This is a genomic window from Klebsiella sp. DY2415 (assembly GCF_026314315.1).
GTDB lineage: Bacteria > Pseudomonadota > Gammaproteobacteria > Enterobacterales > Enterobacteriaceae > Klebsiella > Klebsiella ornithinolytica.
Genome location: NZ_CP111115.1, coordinates 708,455 through 725,998 on the forward strand (window position 1 = coordinate 708,455; position 17,544 = coordinate 725,998).

16 protein-coding genes and 1 riboswitch are annotated in these 17,544 nt (G+C 57.2%); of the genes, 11 read left to right on the plus strand and 5 right to left on the minus strand.

Annotated elements, in window-relative coordinates:
- Positions 1 to 86: 86 nt before the first annotated feature.
- The 4 genes from OQV00_RS03400 (at position 87) to glgS (ending at position 6,208) form a co-directional block, all read left to right on the plus strand.
- Positions 87 to 1,385 (plus strand): CYTH domain-containing protein, encoded by a 1,299-nt coding sequence (locus OQV00_RS03400; RefSeq protein WP_015585699.1) that lies wholly within the window; start codon positions 87 to 89, stop codon positions 1,383 to 1,385.
- Between the two features lie 21 nt (positions 1,386 to 1,406).
- A complete protein-coding gene (gene glnE / locus OQV00_RS03405) occupies positions 1,407 to 4,244 on the plus strand; it encodes a bifunctional [glutamate--ammonia ligase]-adenylyl-L-tyrosine phosphorylase/[glutamate--ammonia-ligase] adenylyltransferase (protein WP_163980632.1) in 2,838 nt (945 codons plus the stop codon).
- A gap of 58 nt (positions 4,245 to 4,302) precedes the next feature.
- Positions 4,303 to 5,736 carry a bifunctional D-glycero-beta-D-manno-heptose-7-phosphate kinase/D-glycero-beta-D-manno-heptose 1-phosphate adenylyltransferase HldE gene (hldE, locus tag OQV00_RS03410; RefSeq protein WP_015585701.1) on the plus strand — a complete coding sequence of 478 codons (1,434 nt, stop codon included), beginning with the start codon at positions 4,303 to 4,305 and terminating at the stop codon, positions 5,734 to 5,736.
- Between the two features lie 262 nt (positions 5,737 to 5,998).
- Positions 5,999 to 6,208 carry a cell surface composition regulator GlgS gene (gene glgS / locus OQV00_RS03415; protein ID WP_004867793.1) on the plus strand — a complete coding sequence of 70 codons (210 nt, stop codon included), beginning with the start codon at positions 5,999 to 6,001 and terminating at the stop codon, positions 6,206 to 6,208.
- Between the two features lie 31 nt (positions 6,209 to 6,239).
- Here the strand turns inward: glgS and ubiK are convergent, their stop codons facing one another.
- Entirely contained in the window at positions 6,240 to 6,509 is a 270-nt protein-coding gene (gene ubiK / locus OQV00_RS03420; RefSeq protein ID WP_004867791.1) for a ubiquinone biosynthesis accessory factor UbiK, read from the minus strand.
- Positions 6,510 to 6,629: 120 nt separating this feature from the next.
- A riboswitch (FMN riboswitch) is annotated at positions 6,630 to 6,781 on the plus strand.
- A gap of 105 nt (positions 6,782 to 6,886) precedes the next feature.
- Here ubiK and ribB point away from each other — a divergent pair.
- Positions 6,887 to 7,540, plus strand: a complete 654-nt coding sequence (gene ribB / locus OQV00_RS03425) for a 3,4-dihydroxy-2-butanone-4-phosphate synthase (RefSeq protein ID WP_004867787.1) — start codon at positions 6,887 to 6,889, stop codon at positions 7,538 to 7,540.
- A gap of 57 nt (positions 7,541 to 7,597) precedes the next feature.
- On the opposite strand, the gene zupT is transcribed toward ribB, so the two are convergent.
- A complete protein-coding gene (gene zupT, locus OQV00_RS03430) occupies positions 7,598 to 8,368 on the minus strand; it encodes a zinc transporter ZupT (RefSeq protein WP_004867785.1) in 771 nt (256 codons plus the stop codon).
- A gap of 194 nt (positions 8,369 to 8,562) precedes the next feature.
- Between zupT and ygiD the strand changes: the two genes are divergently transcribed.
- Positions 8,563 to 9,354 carry a 4,5-DOPA-extradiol-dioxygenase gene (ygiD, locus tag OQV00_RS03435; protein WP_004867783.1) on the plus strand — a complete coding sequence of 264 codons (792 nt, stop codon included), beginning with the start codon at positions 8,563 to 8,565 and terminating at the stop codon, positions 9,352 to 9,354.
- Positions 9,355 to 9,402: 48 nt separating this feature from the next.
- Here ygiD and OQV00_RS03440 read toward each other — a convergent pair whose 3' ends face one another.
- The 3 genes from OQV00_RS03440 to tolC all read right to left on the minus strand — a co-directional run bounded on the left by OQV00_RS03440 (position 9,403) and on the right by tolC (position 12,884).
- The gene (locus tag OQV00_RS03440) at positions 9,403 to 10,563 is read right to left on the minus strand and encodes a glutathionylspermidine synthase family protein (protein ID WP_004867780.1); all 1,161 of its coding nucleotides are present in this window, start codon (positions 10,561 to 10,563) and stop codon (positions 9,403 to 9,405) included.
- A 5-nt stretch (positions 10,564 to 10,568) separates the two neighbouring features.
- A complete protein-coding gene (locus tag OQV00_RS03445; protein WP_004867777.1) occupies positions 10,569 to 11,240 on the minus strand; it encodes a DUF1190 family protein in 672 nt (223 codons plus the stop codon).
- Between the two features lie 171 nt (positions 11,241 to 11,411).
- Positions 11,412 to 12,884, minus strand: coding sequence for an outer membrane channel protein TolC (gene tolC, locus OQV00_RS03450; protein ID WP_004867776.1), 1,473 nt, complete (start codon positions 12,882 to 12,884; stop codon positions 11,412 to 11,414).
- Positions 12,885 to 13,079: 195 nt separating this feature from the next.
- On the opposite strand from tolC, the gene nudF reads away from it, so the two are divergent.
- Genes nudF through parE form a run of 5 tightly spaced genes read left to right on the plus strand, consistent with a single transcriptional unit; the run spans position 13,080 to position 17,484 of the window.
- Positions 13,080 to 13,712: an ADP-ribose diphosphatase gene (gene nudF / locus OQV00_RS03455; protein WP_004867773.1), complete on the plus strand. Its 633-nt coding sequence runs from the start codon at positions 13,080 to 13,082 to the stop codon at positions 13,710 to 13,712.
- Entirely contained in the window at positions 13,709 to 14,131 is a 423-nt protein-coding gene (locus OQV00_RS03460; protein WP_004867771.1) for a DUF1249 family protein, read from the plus strand. The genes nudF and OQV00_RS03460 overlap by 4 nt, the downstream gene beginning before the upstream one ends.
- Positions 14,132 to 14,155: 24 nt before the next feature.
- Positions 14,156 to 14,983 (plus strand): 3',5'-cyclic-AMP phosphodiesterase, encoded by an 828-nt coding sequence (cpdA, locus tag OQV00_RS03465; protein WP_004867768.1) that lies wholly within the window; start codon positions 14,156 to 14,158, stop codon positions 14,981 to 14,983.
- On the plus strand, positions 14,983 to 15,558 hold the full coding sequence (yqiA, locus tag OQV00_RS03470) for an esterase YqiA (protein ID WP_004867764.1): 576 nt from the start codon (positions 14,983 to 14,985) through the stop codon (positions 15,556 to 15,558). Before cpdA ends, yqiA begins: the two co-directional genes overlap by 1 nt.
- Positions 15,559 to 15,588: 30 nt before the next feature.
- A complete protein-coding gene (parE, locus tag OQV00_RS03475; RefSeq protein ID WP_004867763.1) occupies positions 15,589 to 17,484 on the plus strand; it encodes a DNA topoisomerase IV subunit B in 1,896 nt (631 codons plus the stop codon).
- Positions 17,485 to 17,544: the final 60 nt, after the last annotated feature.

Genomic DNA, 17,544 nt, shown 5'->3' on the forward strand with positions numbered 1-17,544 from the left:
CCGCAAAATACTATCTACTGACAAAAAATATCGGCGATAGTTCGCCGTATTTTCCCGGCAGCGCAAAGAAGCGGAAGAATTCAGTCATGGCTCAAGAAATCGAATTAAAATTTATCGTCTCCGACAGCGGCGTGGAAACACTGCGCCAGCACCTTAACGCGCTTAATGCCCAGCACACGCCTGCGGGTCAATTGCTCAATATTTACTATGAAACGGCGGATAACTGGCTGCGCCGTCACGATATGGGACTGCGCATCCGTGGCGATCGCGGTCAGTATGAAATGACCCTGAAAATCGCCGGGCGCGTGGTGGGCGGATTGCATCAGCGTCCGGAATTCAACATCCCGCTGGCAAGCCCGGAACTGGCGCTGGAACGTCTGCCTGCCGAAGTCTGGCCGCAGGGCGAACTGCCCGCGGATCTGGCGCAAAACGTACAGCCGCTGTTCAGTACCGATTTTGAACGTGAAAAATGGGTGGTCAGCGAAGGGGAGAGCCAGATTGAAATTGCGCTCGATCGCGGGGAGGTGAAAACCCCCGAGCATCAGGAGGCGATTTGCGAGCTGGAGCTGGAACTGCTCTCTGGTAAGACGGAGGATGTGCTGGCGCTCGCCCGTCGTCTGCTGGAAACCGGCGTGCTGCGCCAGGGAAGTCTCAGCAAAGCGGCGCGCGGCTACCATCTTGCCCAGGGGAACGATGCGCGCCCGGTGCAGCCATTCGGCGTTCTGCAGGTGGCGCCCAAAGCCAGCGTAGAGCAGGGGCTGGAGGCGTCGCTGGAAAACGCGCTGGCGCACTGGCTCTATCATGACGAGGTCTGGAGCCGCGGTAATCCGATGGCAAAAGGGGAAATCCTTCGCGCCATCGCCCGGATACGTCATGCGCTGGTGCTGTTTGGCGGTATCGTGCCGCGTAAGGCCACCGCGCAGCTGCGCGAACAGCTTGGGGAAGCGGAAGCTGCCCTGACGGAGGCTGGAAAGGATCCGGCGGCGCTGTTCAGCATTGCCGCAGTCAGCGCGAAGCTCGCGTTGACCGAATGGCTGGTGAGCCGTAGCTGGCGCGCCTTTTTAAATGAGAACGCGCAGAAGAAGATCGCCGGCTCTTTTAAACGTTTCGCCGATATCCAGCTTTCGCGGGCGGCGGCGGAGTTAAAAAATGCGTTCCAGCAGACGCTGGGGGACGATTACGACGGCCAGCTGCCGCGTCTGGCCCGCGACATAGACTGCATTCAGCTGCTCGCCGGCGCCTATGCCGATGCTGCGGCCTCCTGGCTGGAGAACTGGCTGGAAGTCCGTCGCGCTATTGAGCACAAAGATCGCAGCGTCATTGAATATTTCCGCCGCCAGGCGCTGGCCGCGGAGCCATTCTGGCTGCATAGTGGAAAACGATAATTTCAGGCCAGGGAGACCCCTATAATGCCGCTTTCTTCACAGTTACAGCAGCACTGGCAGACGGTTGTAGACCGACTGCCGGCGGATTTTCCATTATCCACGTTAAGTCCGCAGGCGCAGTCGGTGATGGCGTTCAGCGATTTCGTCCAGCAGAGTCTGGTGGCGCAGCCGCAGTGGCTGACCGAGCTTGAAAACTCGCCCCCCGAGGCGCAGGAGTGGCGTCACTATGCCGACTGGCTACAGGCCGCCCTGGCCGGTGTCAACGACGAAGCGACGCTGATGCGTGAGCTGCGACTGTTTCGCCGCCGGATCATGGTGCGCATCGCCTGGGCACAAGCGCTGTCGCTGGTCAGTGAAGAGAGCAGTTTGCAGCAGCTAAGCGCGCTGGCGGAGACGCTGATTGTCGCCGCCCGCGACTGGCTTTACACCGCCTGCTGTAACGAATGGGGAACCCCTACCAGTGCCGAAGGTAAAGCGCAGCCGCTGCTGATCCTCGGGATGGGGAAACTGGGCGGAGGCGAACTCAATTTCTCGTCGGACATCGATCTGATTTTTGCCTGGCCTGAACATGGCGCAACCCGCGGCGGACGCCGCGAGCTGGATAACGGGCAGTTCTTTACCCGCCTCGGGCAGCGGCTGATTAAAGTCCTCGACCAGCCGACGCAGGATGGCTTTGTTTATCGCGTTGATATGCGCCTGCGCCCCTTCGGCGACAGCGGGCCGCTGGTGCTGAGCTTTGCCGCGCTCGAAGATTACTATCAGGAACAAGGGCGCGACTGGGAGCGCTACGCGATGGTCAAAGCGCGGATCATGGGCGATAACGAAGGCACCTATGCCAACGAACTGCGCGCCATGCTGCGGCCCTTCGTCTTCCGTCGCTACATCGACTTCAGCGTGATCCAGTCGCTGCGTAATATGAAGGGGATGATTGCCCGTGAAGTTCGTCGTCGCGGGCTGAAGGACAATATCAAGCTCGGTGCGGGCGGTATCCGCGAAATCGAATTTATCGTACAGGTCTTCCAGCTGATCCGCGGAGGACGCGAACCGGCGCTCCAGCTACGGGCGCTGCTTCCGACGCTGGCGGCGATCGATGAGCTGCACCTGCTGCCGGAAGGCGATGCTGCCCGGTTGCGTGATGCCTACCTGTTCTTACGTCGCCTGGAAAACCTGCTGCAAAGCATCAATGACGAGCAGACGCAAACTTTGCCGCAGGATGCGCTTAATCGCGCTCGCCTGGCGTGGGGGATGCATGTTGATGACTGGGAAGCGCTGACCGCGCAGCTGGAAGAGAAAATGGCCAGCGTACGGCGAGTGTTCAACGACCTAATTGGCGATGATGAAGCGCAATCACCGGATGAGCAGCTGGAGGAGTACTGGCGTGAGTTGTGGCAGGATGCGCTGGAAGAGGATGACGCCAGCCCGGCGCTGGCCCATCTTGCGGATGACGACCGTCGCAGTGTGCTGGCGCTGATTGCCGATTTTCGTAAAGAGCTGGATAAACGCACTATCGGCCCGCGCGGGCGCCAGGTGCTGGATCAGCTGATGCCGCATCTGCTCAGCGAAGTGTGTTCGCGGGCCGATGCGCCGGTGCCGTTGGCGCGGATTACGCCGCTGTTGACCGGTATCGTCACCCGAACCACCTACCTGGAATTGCTCAGCGAGTTTCCCGGTGCGTTGAAACATCTGATTAGCCTCTGCGCCGCTTCGCCGATGGTTGCCAGTCAGCTGGCGCGCCATCCGCTGCTGCTGGATGAACTGCTGGATCCCAATACGCTGTATCAACCGACGGCGACCGATGCCTATCGCGATGAGCTACGTCAGTATCTGCTGCGGGTGCCGGAAGAGGACGAAGAGCAGCAGCTGGAGGCGCTGCGCCAGTTTAAGCAGGCGCAGCTGCTGCATATTGCCGCCGCCGATATTGCCGGTACGCTGCCGGTAATGAAAGTGAGCGATCACTTAACCTGGCTGGCCGAAGCGATGATTGATGCGGTGGTCCAGCAGGCGTGGATGCAGATGGTGGCGCGTTATGGCCAGCCGACGCACCTGCATGACCGCCAGGGGCGTGGTTTTGCGGTCGTCGGTTACGGGAAACTGGGGGGCTGGGAGCTGGGCTACAGTTCTGACCTTGACCTGGTGTTCCTGCATGATTGTCCGATGGAGGTGATGACCGACGGGGAGCGCGAAATCGACGGTCGCCAGTTCTATCTGCGCCTGGCCCAGCGCATTATGCACCTCTTCAGCACCCGCACCTCTTCAGGGATTCTCTACGAAGTGGATGCTCGCTTACGTCCGTCTGGTGCGGCGGGTATGCTGGTCACCACTGCCGATGCGTTTGCCGACTACCAGAAGAATGAGGCCTGGACCTGGGAACATCAGGCCCTGGTGCGTGCCCGCGTAGTCTATGGCGATCCGGCGCTGCAGGAGCGTTTTGATACCATCCGACGCGATATCCTCAGCACGCCGCGTGAAGGGGCGACGCTGCAGACCGAAGTGCGGGAAATGCGGGAGAAAATGCGCGCCCATCTCGGCAATAAGCATCGGGATCGCTTTGATATTAAAGCCGATGCCGGGGGCATTACCGACATTGAATTTATTACCCAGTATCTGGTCCTACGCTATGCGCACGATAAACCGAAGCTGACGCGCTGGTCTGATAACGTGCGTATTCTGGAACTGCTGGCGCAAAACGACATTATGGATGATGAAGAAGCGCAGGCGTTGACCCATGCGTACACCACGCTGCGCGATGCGCTGCATCATCTGGCGTTGCAGGAACAGCCGGGGAACGTCGCCCCGGACGCCTTTACCCATGAACGTCAGCAGGTGAGCGCCAGCTGGCAGAAGTGGTTGATGGCTTAACTAAAAAACCGGGTGTGCTATTATCGCGCGCAAAGTTTGTATCTCGCAGGAGAGAGTCATGAAAGTAACGCTGCCGGAGTTTGAACGTGCAGGAGTGTTGGTGGTTGGCGATGTCATGCTGGACCGCTACTGGTATGGTCCCACCAGCCGTATTTCCCCCGAAGCCCCGGTACCGGTGGTCAAGGTGGAAAATATCGAAGAGCGTCCCGGCGGTGCGGCAAACGTGGCGATGAACATCGCCTCTCTCGGTGCGACCTCTCGCCTGGTTGGCCTGACCGGGATTGATGACGCAGCGCGTGCGCTCAGTAAGGCGCTGGCGGATGTCAACGTGAAGTGCGATTTTGTCTCCGTGCCGACTCACCCGACTATCACCAAGCTGCGCGTGCTGTCGCGCAACCAGCAGCTGATCCGCCTGGATTTCGAAGAGGGATTCTCCGGCGTCGATCCGCAGCCCATGCACGACCGCATTCAGCAGGCGCTGGGTACCATCGGGGCGCTGGTATTGTCCGATTATGCAAAAGGCGCGCTGGCCAGCGTGCAGACCATGATTAAGCTGGCGCGCGATGCCGGCGTACCGGTGCTGATCGATCCGAAAGGCACCGATTTTGAACGCTATCGCGGCGCCACGCTGCTGACGCCGAACCTCTCCGAATTTGAAGCCGTAGCGGGCAAGTGCAAAGACGAAGCGGATATTGTCGAACGCGGCCTGAAAATTATTGCGGATTTCGAACTCTCTGCGCTGCTGGTGACTCGTTCCGAGCAGGGGATGACGCTGTTGCAGCCGGGCCGTCCGCCGCTGCATATGCCGACTCAGGCGCAAGAAGTGTATGACGTCACCGGTGCCGGCGATACGGTCATTGGCGTGCTGGCGGCGACGCTGGCCTCCGGCAACACTCTGGAAGAGGCGTGCTACTTTGCCAACGCGGCGGCCGGCGTCGTGGTCGGCAAGCTGGGGACATCCACCGTTTCACCTATCGAACTGGAAAACGCCGTGCGCGGGCGCGCGGAGACCGGGTTCGGCGTGATGAACGAAGATGAACTGAAACAGGCCGTTGCGGCGGCGCGTAAGCGCGGCGAGAAAGTGGTGATGACCAACGGCGTGTTTGACATTCTGCACGCGGGCCACGTCTCTTATCTGGCTAATGCGCGCAAGCTCGGCGATCGCCTGATCGTTGCGGTCAACAGCGATGCGTCGACCAAACGTCTGAAAGGCGAGTCTCGTCCGGTTAACCCGCTGGAGCAGCGTATGATCGTGCTCGGCGCGCTGGAAGCCGTCGACTGGGTCGTCTCATTTGAAGAGGATACGCCGCAGCGCCTGATTGCCGGCATTCTGCCGGACCTGCTGGTCAAAGGCGGCGACTATAAGCCGGAAGATATCGCGGGTAGCGAGGAAGTCTGGGCGAACGGCGGCGACGTTCTGGTGCTGAACTTTGAAGATGGTTGCTCTACGACCAACATCATTAAGAAGATCCAGAAAGACAGCGGTAAGTAATTTGTCGCGCCGGGCGGGCGTCCTGGGGGAGCGGGTTGCGTATCGCGAGGCCGAAGAAACCCGGATAACGTCCGACAAAAATAGCCGACGATCGTCAGATCGCCGGCTTTTTTTTATTTATTGATGACAGAGATGATTCAGCGCAATAAACAGACGATTCGAGCGCATTTTTCGTACAGAAAGCGTTAGCGTAAGTATAAATACTGAAGTCAGTAGAAAGCATATGACCAATCAGAACACACACGGCTGAAGGAGTATGCGGATGAATCATCACGAACTGTATTCAATGAAGAACTTTGATTTTCTGGCCCTGAGTTTCGCCAGAATGCATGCACAAGGACACTCCGTTGATCTCCAGGCTATAGTCGGCAATATGGATGAAGATCATCGTGAATGGTTTTGCCAACGGTATGAGCTCTACTGCCGTCAGGTGAGTGAAGAGGCAGCGTCGGAACCAGAGCTAGAACACTGAAACAACAACGGGCCTGAGGGCCCGTTATTTTTTACTGCTTCTCTTCGACGGTCGGGGCGGCCGCGCGGCTTTCCAGATCGCTGATTCGCTGCTCCAGCAGCGCCAGTTTTTCGCGGGTGCGCAGCAGCACCTGCGTCTGCACATCAAACTCTTCGCGACTGACCAAATCCAGGCGGGTCAGCTGTGACTGGAGTACCTGACGGATCTTTTTCTCGACATCTTCCCCAAGATCGCGAAGGCCTTTCGGCATCGATTCATGGACCTGGCGGGCGATTTGTTCAATTTTTTTCGGGTCAATCATGGTGGTTTCCTGCTCTGGTCGATTTATCGCTCATTGTAGTGCGATCGACGCTGCCTATAAACCAGAAATGTTTGAAGCTTATGCATTGCCGATGATAATCAATAGCGTTATAGTGATCTCGCTTATTCTCAGGGCGGGGCGAAATTCCCCACCGGCGGTAAATCAACCATGGCGTTGAAAGCCCGCGAGCGCTTTCTGCAACAGCAGAAAGGTCAGCAGATCCGGTGTAATTCCGGGGCCGACGGTTAAAGTCCGGATGGGAGAGAGTAACGGCTCAGTCGGGTTTCGATCCGCTTGCGTTGACTTTTGCCGCTAAACCGGCGCTCCTAAGACTGCCCTGATTCTGGTAACCATAATTTTAATGAGGTTTATTTACCATGAATCAGACGCTCCTTTCCTCTTTTGGTACCGCTTTTGAACGTGTGGAACACGCTTTAAATGCACTGCGCGAAGGCCGCGGTGTGATGGTGCTTGATGATGAAGACCGTGAAAACGAAGGCGACATGATTTTCGCCGCTGAAACCATGACCGTTGAGCAGATGGCGCTGACCATTCGCCACGGCAGCGGCATTGTCTGCCTGTGCCTGACCGATGAACGCCGTAAGCAGCTTGACCTGCCGATGATGGTGGAAAACAACACCAGCGCATACGGCACCGGTTTTACCGTGACCATCGAAGCTGCAGCAGGCGTCACCACCGGCGTTTCCGCCGCTGACCGCGTGACCACCGTGCGCGCGGCCATTGCCGACGGCGCTAAACCTTCCGATCTCAACCGTCCAGGCCATGTCTTCCCGCTGCGTGCGCAGCCGGGCGGCGTGTTGACCCGCGGTGGTCATACTGAAGCGACCATCGATCTGGTGACGCTGGCGGGCTTTAAGCCGGCTGGCGTGCTGTGTGAACTGACGAACGACGATGGCACTATGGCGCGGGCGCCAGAGTGCATTGCGTTCGCACAGAAGCAGAATATGGCCGTGGTCACCATTGAAGATCTGGTGGCCTATCGCCGCGCACATGAGCGCAAAGCCAGCTGATTCTGGCCCCGCCTCATGACAAAGCCCACCTCAGCGTGGGCTTTGTTGTTTTTGCCATCAGCCAATGCCCATTGCCTGCAGCGCAACCAGACTTAATCCCATCACCGACATGCCGCACAGTACGCCATAGCTTGGGTTGCTCTGCGGATCGATCTCTTTTGCCAGTGGCATCAGCTCATCGACCGACAGCGCCACCATGATCCCGGCGACGGCGGCCATAATGGCGCCCATCATGACCGGTGACACCAGGTTTCCGAGGATCAGCCAGGCCAGCAGGCCGCCGAGAATTTCCGCCATACCGGAAAGCCCTGCCCAGAGTACCGCCTTATACCGTGAACCGGTGGCGGCATAAACCGGCCCGGCCACCGCCAGCCCCTCGGGAATATTGTGTAAAGCGACCGCCAGCGCGACGCCCATGCCCAGCTCGAGGTTATTACTGGCCGTTACAAAGGTGGCGATCCCTTCCGGAAAGTTGTGCAGGCTGATGCCCAGAGTCAACAACATGGCGGTTCGGCGGAGGTTACGCGGACGCGGCATACCCGGCGACATTAGATCCTGCGGATGCGCGTGGGGCAGCATGCGGTCAAGCGCAAAGTAGCCCAGCAGGCCGATGACAAACATGCCGTAACCGAGCAGCGGCGACATGCCCTCCGCGTTCAGCGCGGCGGGCAGCATCTCCATCAGCGAGATAAGCAGCATGATACCCGCGGCAAAGCCCAGGGAAAATCCCAGCAGCCGGTTGGATGGCTTCTGACCCAGGACGCCAAAAATAGCCCCGATGAATGTGGCGCTACCCGCCAGCAGCGTCAATATTAAGGGTGACGACATTATTCATTTCCTTTGATAATGATTATCATTAATGATATCCAGATTATCAGCTCGCGACGAGAGGGCGATGCGACCCTTTACAGCGAATTACATTCAAATTTTCTGACGATCATCATCATGCTTATCTGAGTTTATCCTGATGCAAAAAAGCGTAATGTTGAGGCATCACAATTCCTCTGTTTAAGGATATCACCATGTCCCGTACCCGAATGCCAGCGTTGTTTTTAGGCCACGGCAGCCCGATGAACGTGCTGGAAGATAACGTCTATACCCGCGCCTGGCGGCAGCTGGGCGAAACATTGCCGCGGCCAAAAGCTATCGTTGTAGTTTCTGCGCACTGGTTTACTCGCGGTACCGGCGTCACGGCTATGGAAACGCCGAAGACGATCCACGATTTTGGCGGCTTCCCGCAGGCGCTGTACGATACGCATTACCCGGCTCCCGGTTCTCCTGAACTGGCGCAGCGTCTGGTTGAGCTGCTGGCGCCGGTGCCCGTGACCCTGGATAAAGAAGCCTGGGGCTTCGATCATGGCTCATGGGGCGTGCTGATAAAAATGTACCCCGATGCGGATATCCCGATGGTGCAGCTGAGCATCGACAGCACCAAACCGGCAGCCTGGCATATGGAAATGGGACGTAAGCTGGCGGCGCTACGCGATGAAGGTATCATGCTGGTGGCGAGCGGTAACGTGGTGCATAACCTGAGAACGGCACGCTGGCATGGCGAGAGCACGCCTTACCCGTGGGCGGAATCATTTAATGACTACGTCAAGACCAACCTGAGCTGGAAGGGACCGGTTGCAGAGCATCCGCTGGTGAACTATCTGGCGCATGAGGGCGGATCGCTTTCTAATCCGACGGCGGATCACTTCCTGCCGCTGCTCTACGTTCTGGGTACCTGGGACGGCGAAGAGCCGATAACGATTCCGGTGGAAGGGATGGAGATGGGATCGCTGAGCATGCTGTCGGTGCTGATTGGGGCGTAGAAGGTAGCGGAAAAACCCCGGCAGGCGTTAGCGCGGCCGGGGCAGATCTTATTCGACGAAAATGTGCGGGTAGAAACGCGACAGATCCTGGGTGATCAGCGCCCGATCCTCGCGTACGCCAATCCCGGCGGGCATATCGTTGATGAGCCAGCTGCCGATCAGCGTGTAGCTGTCACCAAACTTCGGCAGCGGATAGAACTCCTGCACGATAGTGCCTTCTTCTCCGTATGGACCCTCTACCGCTTCCAGTACTTTGCCGTTTTCCACGATCGACACGTTGGCCCCTTCACGGGAGAAGATCGGCTTAATGACGTACTTCTCCATCTCCGGATGCGCATCTTCGCTGAAGTAAGCCGCCAGCAGATTAGGGTGGTTCGGAAACATCTCCCACAGCAGCGGAAGCAGAGCTTTGTTCGAGATGATGCTCTTCCACGCCGGTTCGAGCCAGCGTACGCCCGCGTCTTCCAGTTTGGTAGAGAACATCTCGCGCAGCATATACTCCCACGGGTAGAGCTTGAACAGGTTGCCAATCACCTGATCCTGCAGGTCGGTAAACTGACCTTTTTCACCCAGGCCGATATCTTCGATATACAGAAACTCGGTCGCCACACCCGCTTCTGCGGCACAGTCCTGCAGATACTGCACGGTACCGCGATCTTCTTCGGTATCGCGGCAGCAGGCCATATGCAGCAGCTGGAAGCCAAACTGTTCGCGCAGCTCGGAAAAACGCTCGATCAGCTTTTCCTGCAGGCTGTTGAACTGGTCGCTGCCTGCTGGCAGCTGGCCGGCGTTGATCTGATCTTCCAGCCAAATCCACTGGAAGAAGGCGGCTTCATACAGCGAGGTTGGGGTATCGGCGTTGTTCTCCAGCAGCTTCGGTTCGCCCACGCCGTCCCATGCCAGATCGAGACGCGAGTAGAGCGACGGCTGGTTGGTTTTCCACGACTGGCGCACGAAGCCCCAGGTATGTTTCGGAATGCGGAACTTCGCCATCAGCTCATCGCTGGCGACGACTTTTTCCACTGCCTGCAGGCACATCTGGTGTAGCCCGGCGGTGACCTCTTCAAGCTTTTCAACCTGGGCCAGCGTCAGTTTGTAATAGGCCTCTTCGCTCCAGTACGGCTCGCCATACATGGTATGAAAGTTGAAGCCGTATTCGGTCGCCTTCTCACGCCAGTCCGGGCGTTCCGTGATGCTGATTCTTTCCATGTGATTTAGCCGCCCATTGAGCGTTTAGTCGAACTGGTGCCTGCAGCGCTGCGCTGCATAGCAGATTGCTTCGCGACCGACTCACCAAACCCGCCGCGAGTGACGGTGCTGGTGGTGGCGGGTTTTGGTGCCATCGCCGTTTTCGGTACATTCATCGTCCGGCCCGGCTGTGCGGCGCCGTAGCTCTTACCGCCGGCATCGGTGTACTGACCATAGGCTGGGCTGGCCGGGTTTTTCGAGCTGAACAGCGGCTGCTGTGCGCCCATGCCGCCACCCATCATACGGCCCATCATGTAGCCTGCCATCAACGGCATCCAGAAGCTGCCGCTGCTTTGTGCCTGCGCCTGGTTTTCTGGCGCGACGCCTGCCTGAGCCGGCGTTTGCTGGCACTGGCCTTCGCCGAATTCAGCGACGCAATCTTCGCGCGTGGCGTATTTCGGCGCGGTACGCACCGCTTCCTTCTGCGCGTTGTTGAAAGCGGTGGTGCATTCTGCGCTTTTGCCCGGGTTGGCTGCAGAGCAGTCATCGGCGTTTTGGTACAGAGAAACCGTCTCGTCGGTTTTTTCACAACCGGCAAGCATAAATACGGCCGTAACGGCAAGGGCGACCGGCGTCAGATGGCGCGCGCTCCAGCTTTTACGGAACGAGGCATGATTGATATTTTTTGTCCGTTTCATATTTGTCTTCCAGGACCCAGTGGTATTGCGGTTTGTTAACGCTCAGGATAGAGGATGAGTGGTGGAAAATGAAGCGAAGAGGGAGGGAAAGGAGGGGATCTTTACGTTGCCTTACGTTTAGCGCTTCGCTTAGCGGAATTCGTTAAGCGAAGCGCCATGACGCAACGACGATTACTGGCGGAAAGGATTCGCGCCGCTGGTTTTCGTGGTGCGGGTCGAAGCCGGTGTTGCCGCCGGGGCTGCATTGCTGCTGTAGCCATCAGCGTTAGCATCCTGCTGCGGGGTTTCCGGTGCGACGCTATCTGGTGATGTCGAGACCGGTTTGCCCAGCGTGTTGTTCAGCGCCAGCAGATCCTGCTCGTTCAGAGTACCGAGCGCAGATTTAATGTTCAGCTGGTTAATCAGGTAGTTATAACGTGCGCTGGAGAGCTGCTGCTTCGCGTTGTACAGAGTGGTGGTGGCATCCAGGACGTCGACGATGGTACGCGTCCCCACGGAATAGCCGGCTTCCATCGCATCAAGGGAGCTCTGCGCAGAGACCACCGCCTGTTTGTAGGCGTTGATGCTGCTGATAGAGGCGTTGATGTTATTAAAGGAAGAACGAACGGTCTGAACTACGCTGCGATGTGAGCTTTCCAGCTGTTCGCTGGCGCCAACGAAGTTGTACTGCGCCTGTTTCACCTGCGAGTTCACCATCCCGCCCTGATACAGCGGCAGCGAGAAGCTCAGGCCAATTTTGTTCTGCCCGGCATCAGTGTCGCCATAGCGCGTTGGATCGTTGGTTTTTGAACCGTTGTAGGTGGTGTTTGAGATCCCGGTCGAGGCGGTTAAATCCAGGGTCGGCAGATGGCCGTCCTGCGCCTGGCGAATCTGTTCGCGGGCGAGGTCCTGGTTCAGACGCGCCTGCAGCAGCGACAGGTTGCGGTTTTCCGCTTCCTTCAGCAGCGCATTTACCGTCTGCGGTTTGTTGGTTTTAAAGCCGTCAACGTTCAGCGATGCCAGCTCCGGATAGTAGTTGCCGGTTACCTGGCGCAGCGCTTCTACCGCGTTGTCGAGGTTATTGCGTGCGGTCACTTCGTTTGCCAGTACTGAATCGTACTGTGAACGGGCGTTCTGCACGTCGGTGATCGCCACCAGGCCTACGTTAAAGCGCTGTGTGGTCTGATCCAACTGGCGGTAAATTGCCTGCTTCTGCGCTTCGGTATAGGAAAGCGTATCAATCGCGCTGAGGACGTTAAAGTAAGCCGTCGCGGTGTTCAGAATCAGCGTTTGCTGGTCAGTCTGATAGGTGACATCCTGAATACCGGCCGCTTTTTCCTGCAGCGTCAGGGCGCGCCACTTCGACATATCAAACAGGGTCTGCGTTAACTGCAGCGAGCCGCTGGTGACGTTCGAGTTCACGCCGTTGCTGTCGCGATAGCCATTGGTGTAAGTATAATCTGCGCCCAGACCAAGCTGAGGCAGTAACGGGCTACGTGCTTCATTGATCTTCTCGAATGCAGCATCACGATCGGCTGCTGATTTACGCAGGTCAGGGTTGCTGACGCGCGCCTGCTGATAAACCTGCATCAGGTTTTCTGCCTGGCTCATGGCGCTGAAGCCAGTCAGGCCCAGACCGATGAGGATGGGGAAAAGTTTCTTCATTTGCATTCCTTGTTGTGAAGCATAAAGCGCTGCCCAAATTCTAAATATATTTGCTGATTGTATCGAGTCTGCCGCGGTAAAAAGTTGGCGTTACGTGCCATCCGGCGGTAATTTGCACCAATCTAACATACAGGCTGTAAAACGATAGCCAAACGGCTTATAAATCCTTACTTTCGGATGCGCAGGACAGAGACAATGAGCAAGCCCAATCAGCAAGGAATCACCTTCTCTAAAAACGATGTAGAAATTATTGCACGCGAAACGCTTTATCGTGGTTTTTTTTCGCTGGATTTATACCGTTTTCGCCATCGCCTGTTTAACGGTGGAATGAGCGGCGAGGTGACGCGCGAAATTTTTGAGCGCGGGCATGCCGCAGTCTTGCTACCCTTTGACCCGGTACGTGATGAAGTGGTGCTGGTCGAGCAAATCCGCATCGCCGCGTATGATACCAGCGAGAGCCCGTGGCTGCTTGAAATGGTCGCCGGTATGATTGAAGACGGTGAGACCCCCGAGGACGTTGCCCGCCGCGAAGCGGTAGAAGAAGCCGGGCTGGTCGTCGGGCGGACAAAACCGGTCTTGAGCTACCTGGCCAGCCCAGGCGGCACCAGCGAAAGACTGTCGATTCTGGTCGGTGAAGTCGATGCCACAACGGCAAAAGGGATTCACGGTCTGGCGGATGAAAATGAAGACATCCGGGTGCATGTGGTAAGCCGGGAGCAGGCTTATCAGTGGGTTGAAGAGGGGAAAATCGACAACGCGGCCTCTGTCATCGCCTTGCAATGGCTGCAATTGCATTATCACAATTTACGTAATGAGTGGACAAAATGAAGCGTTATACACCTGACTTCCCGGAAATGATGCGCCTGTGTGAAACCAATTTTGCTCAGTTGCGCCGCTTGTTGCCTCGAACCGATGCAGCCGGCGATGTCGCGGGCTATCAGGTGGGCAATGCGCAATATCGATTAACTATCGTCGAGTCGACCCGCTACACTACATTAGTGTCAATTGAGCAGACGGTTCCGGCGGTAAGTTACTGGAGTTTACCGTCAATGACGGTACGTCTGTATCATGACGCGATGGTCGCTGAAGTGTGTTCGACTCAGCAGATCTTTCGCTTCAAAGCAAAGTATGATTATCCTAATAAAAAGTTGCATCAACGCGACGAAAAGCATCAAATTAATCAGTTCCTGGCGGACTGGCTGAGATACTGTTTAGCACATGGAGCGATGGCGATTCCGGTTTGTTAGCGTCGTGAAACCTAAGGACACCATTTGGAAAGCCTGTTGAATCTGCCTCTGGCTGGTGAGACCAGAGTCAGGATATTACAAATTACTGATACTCACCTGTTTGCTGAAAAACATGAAACGCTGTTAGGTATCAATACCTGGGAAAGCTACCAGGCCGTGCTGGATGCCATCCATGCCTCACAGCGTCCATGCGATCTTATAGTAGCAACAGGCGATCTGGCGCAGGACCATTCAGCCGCGGCCTATCAGCACTTTGCTGAAGGTATCGCGAGTTTTGCCGCGCCCTGCGTCTGGTTGCCGGGCAATCATGACTTCCAGCCGGCGATGTACAGCACGCTGCAGGAATCAGGTATTTCCCCGGCCAAAAGGGTCTTGCTGGGCGATCGTTGGCAAATATTGCTGTTGGACAGCCAGGTGTTTGGCGTTCCCCACGGCGAGCTGAGCGACTTTCAGCTTGAGTGGCTGGAGCAGAAGCTGGCGGAAGAGCCTGAGCGTTATACGCTGCTGCTGTTGCATCATCATCCGCTCCCTTCGGGTTGTAGCTGGTTGGATCAACACAGCCTGCGGAACGCCGGGGCTCTGGATCGTGCGCTGGCCGCTTTCCCGCGCGTAAAACATTTACTCTGCGGCCATATTCACCAGGAACTGGACCTCAACTGGAACGGGCGGCGGATGATGGCCACTCCCTCGACCTGCGTACAGTTTAAGCCGCATTGCGCCAATTTTACCCTGGATACCATTTCTCCCGGCTGGCGCTGGCTGGAACTGCACGCCGACGGTACCTTGACCACGGAAGTTTGCCGCCTTAACGGCGTGAAGTTTCACCCGGATATTGCTTCAGAAGGATACTGATGGCTACGCTCCTTTATCTGCATGGTTTTAACAGTTCACCGCGGTCGGCAAAAGCGACGGCGTTGAAGGACTGGCTGACGCAGACCTTTCCCGAGATTACGATGGTGGTGCCTGAGCTACCCGCCTACCCGGCAGAAGCGGCGGAGATGCTGGAAGCCATTGTGCTGGAACGCGGCGGGGAACCGCTGGGGGTGGTGGGGTCTTCGCTGGGAGGCTACTATGCCACCTGGCTATCGCAGTGTTTTATGCTGCCGACGGTGGTGGTTAACCCGGCGGTACGCCCGTTTGAACTGCTGAACAATTTCCTTGGCCCCAATGAGAATCCGTACACGGGGCAGCAATATGTGCTAGAGTCACGCCATATTTACGATCTCAAAGTCATGCAAATCGACCCGCTGGAAGCGCCTGATTTAATCTGGCTGCTGCAGCAAACGGGCGATGAAGTGCTTGATTACCGCCAGGCCGTTGCTTACTACGCCTCATGCCGGCAGACGGTAGAGGAGGGCGGCAATCACGCATTTGTCGGCTTTGAAGATCATTTCACTCAGATTATCGATTTTCTGGGTCTGCGTTAAGCGGCCCTGGATGACCTACGAATACACACCATGACGCAATCTTCATATAACGCTGATGCCATTGAGGTACTCACCGGGCTAGAGCCGGTTCGCCGCCGTCCGGGGATGTACACTGACACAACACGTCCTAACCATCTCGGCCAGGAAGTTATTGATAACAGTGTGGATGAAGCACTGGCTGGCCATGCAAAACGCGTGGAGGTCATTCTTCATGCCGATCAATCGCTGGAAGTGATCGACGATGGACGCGGGATGCCGGTTGATATCCACCCGGAAGAAGGGGTTCCGGCGGTTGAGCTGATCCTGTGCCGGCTGCATGCGGGCGGCAAATTCTCCAGCAAGAACTACCAGTTCTCGGGTGGCCTGCACGGGGTGGGTATTTCGGTGGTCAACGCCCTGTCGAAGCGTGTGGAAGTGAACGTCCGCCGCGATGGCCAGATCTACAGTATCGCCTTCGAGAACGGCGATAAAGTTGAAGATCTTCATGTCACCGGTACCTGCGGTAAACGCAATACCGGAACCAGCGTGCATTTCTGGCCGGATGAGAGCTTCTTTGACAGTCCGCGTTTTTCCGTCTCGCGTCTGACGCATGTACTCAAAGCTAAAGCCGTGCTTTGCCCCGGGGTCGAGATTGTCTTCCGTGACCAGGTAAACAACAGCGAACAGCGCTGGTGTTACCAGGACGGCCTGACTGATTACCTGTGCGAAGCGGTGAACGGCCTGCCGCTGCTGCCGGAAAAACCGTTCGTCGGCAACTTCTCCGGCGAAACCGAAGCGGTCGACTGGGCGCTGCTGTGGCTACCGGAAGGCGGGGAGCTGCTGACCGAAAGCTACGTTAACCTGATCCCGACCATGCAGGGCGGTACCCATGTTAACGGCCTGCGCCAGGGGCTGCTCGAAGCGATGCGCGAGTTCTGTGAATATCGCAATATCCTGCCGCGCGGCGTGAAGCTGTCTGCGGAAGATATCTGGGATCGCTGTGCCTACGTGCTGTCGGTGAAAATGCAGGATCCGCAGTTTGCCGGTCAGACCAAAGAGCGCCTCTCTTCGCGTCAGTGCGCGGCGTTTGTCTCCGGGGTGGTGAAAGATGCCTTCAGCCTGTGGTTGAACCAGAACGTTCAGGCCGCGGAGCTGCTTGCCGAGATGGCCATCTCCAGCGCTCAGCGCCGGATGCGCGCTGCCAAAAAGGTGGTTCGTAAAAAGCTGACCAGCGGCCCCGCGCTGCCGGGCAAGCTGGCGGACTGTACCGCCCAGGATCTGAACCGTACCGAGCTGTTTCTGGTGGAAGGGGACTCGGCAGGCGGTTCTGCCAAGCAGGCGCGCGACCGGGAATATCAGGCGATCATGCCGCTGAAGGGTAAAATCCTTAATACCTGGGAAGTCTCATCTGATGAAGTGCTGGCCTCGCAAGAGGTGCACGACATTTCGGTGGCGATCGGTATCGATCCGGACAGCGACGACTTAAGTCAGCTCCGCTACGGCAAGATTTGTATTCTCGCGGATGCGGACTCCGATGGCCTGCACATTGCCACGCTGCTGTGTGCGCTGTTTGTGAAGCACTTCCGCACGCTGGTGAAGCACGGGCACGTCCACGTTGCGCTGCCGCCTTTGTACCGTATCGATCTCGGCAAAGAGGTTTACTACGCGCTGACGGAAGAAGAGAAAGCCGGCGTGCTGGAGCAGCTCAAACGTAAGAAGGGCAAACCGAACGTACAGCGCTTTAAAGGGCTGGGTGAGATGAACCCGATGCAGCTGCGTGAAACCACGCTTGACCCGAATACCCGCCGCCTGGTTCAGCTGATTATCAGTGATGAGGATGAGCAGCAGACTACCGCGATGATGGATATGCTGTTAGCCAAGAAACGTTCGGAAGACCGTCGTAACTGGCTGCAGGAGAAAGGGGATATGGCGGATCTGGAAGCCTGACCTGCTGTTTAAGCAGAACTGGCGCTCCGCCAGTTCTGACTCACTTCTGGTTTTTTCTTT

Bases quoted from the DNA above. Each gene is read 5' to 3' on its own strand.
- ygiD (WP_004867783.1), top strand. From the start codon at position 8,563: ATGTCCCGTACCCGAATGCCAGCGTTGTTTTTAGGCCACGGCAGCCCG.
- ubiK (WP_004867791.1), bottom strand. From the start codon at position 6,509: ATGATTGACCCGAAAAAAATTGAACAAATCGCCCGCCAGGTCCATGAA.
- ribB (WP_004867787.1), top strand. From the start codon at position 6,887: ATGAATCAGACGCTCCTTTCCTCTTTTGGTACCGCTTTTGAACGTGTG.
- OQV00_RS03400 (WP_015585699.1), top strand. From the start codon at position 87: ATGGCTCAAGAAATCGAATTAAAATTTATCGTCTCCGACAGCGGCGTG.
- OQV00_RS03440 (WP_004867780.1), bottom strand. From the start codon at position 10,563: ATGGAAAGAATCAGCATCACGGAACGCCCGGACTGGCGTGAGAAGGCG.
- parE (WP_004867763.1), top strand. From the start codon at position 15,589: ATGACGCAATCTTCATATAACGCTGATGCCATTGAGGTACTCACCGGG.
- glgS (WP_004867793.1), top strand. From the start codon at position 5,999: ATGAATCATCACGAACTGTATTCAATGAAGAACTTTGATTTTCTGGCC.
- OQV00_RS03445 (WP_004867777.1), bottom strand. From the start codon at position 11,240: ATGAAACGGACAAAAAATATCAATCATGCCTCGTTCCGTAAAAGCTGG.
- nudF (WP_004867773.1), top strand. From the start codon at position 13,080: ATGAGCAAGCCCAATCAGCAAGGAATCACCTTCTCTAAAAACGATGTA.
- tolC (WP_004867776.1), bottom strand. From the start codon at position 12,884: ATGAAGAAACTTTTCCCCATCCTCATCGGTCTGGGCCTGACTGGCTTC.
- hldE (WP_015585701.1), top strand. From the start codon at position 4,303: ATGAAAGTAACGCTGCCGGAGTTTGAACGTGCAGGAGTGTTGGTGGTT.
- yqiA (WP_004867764.1), top strand. From the start codon at position 14,983: ATGGCTACGCTCCTTTATCTGCATGGTTTTAACAGTTCACCGCGGTCG.
- OQV00_RS03460 (WP_004867771.1), top strand. From the start codon at position 13,709: ATGAAGCGTTATACACCTGACTTCCCGGAAATGATGCGCCTGTGTGAA.
- zupT (WP_004867785.1), bottom strand. From the start codon at position 8,368: ATGTCGTCACCCTTAATATTGACGCTGCTGGCGGGTAGCGCCACATTC.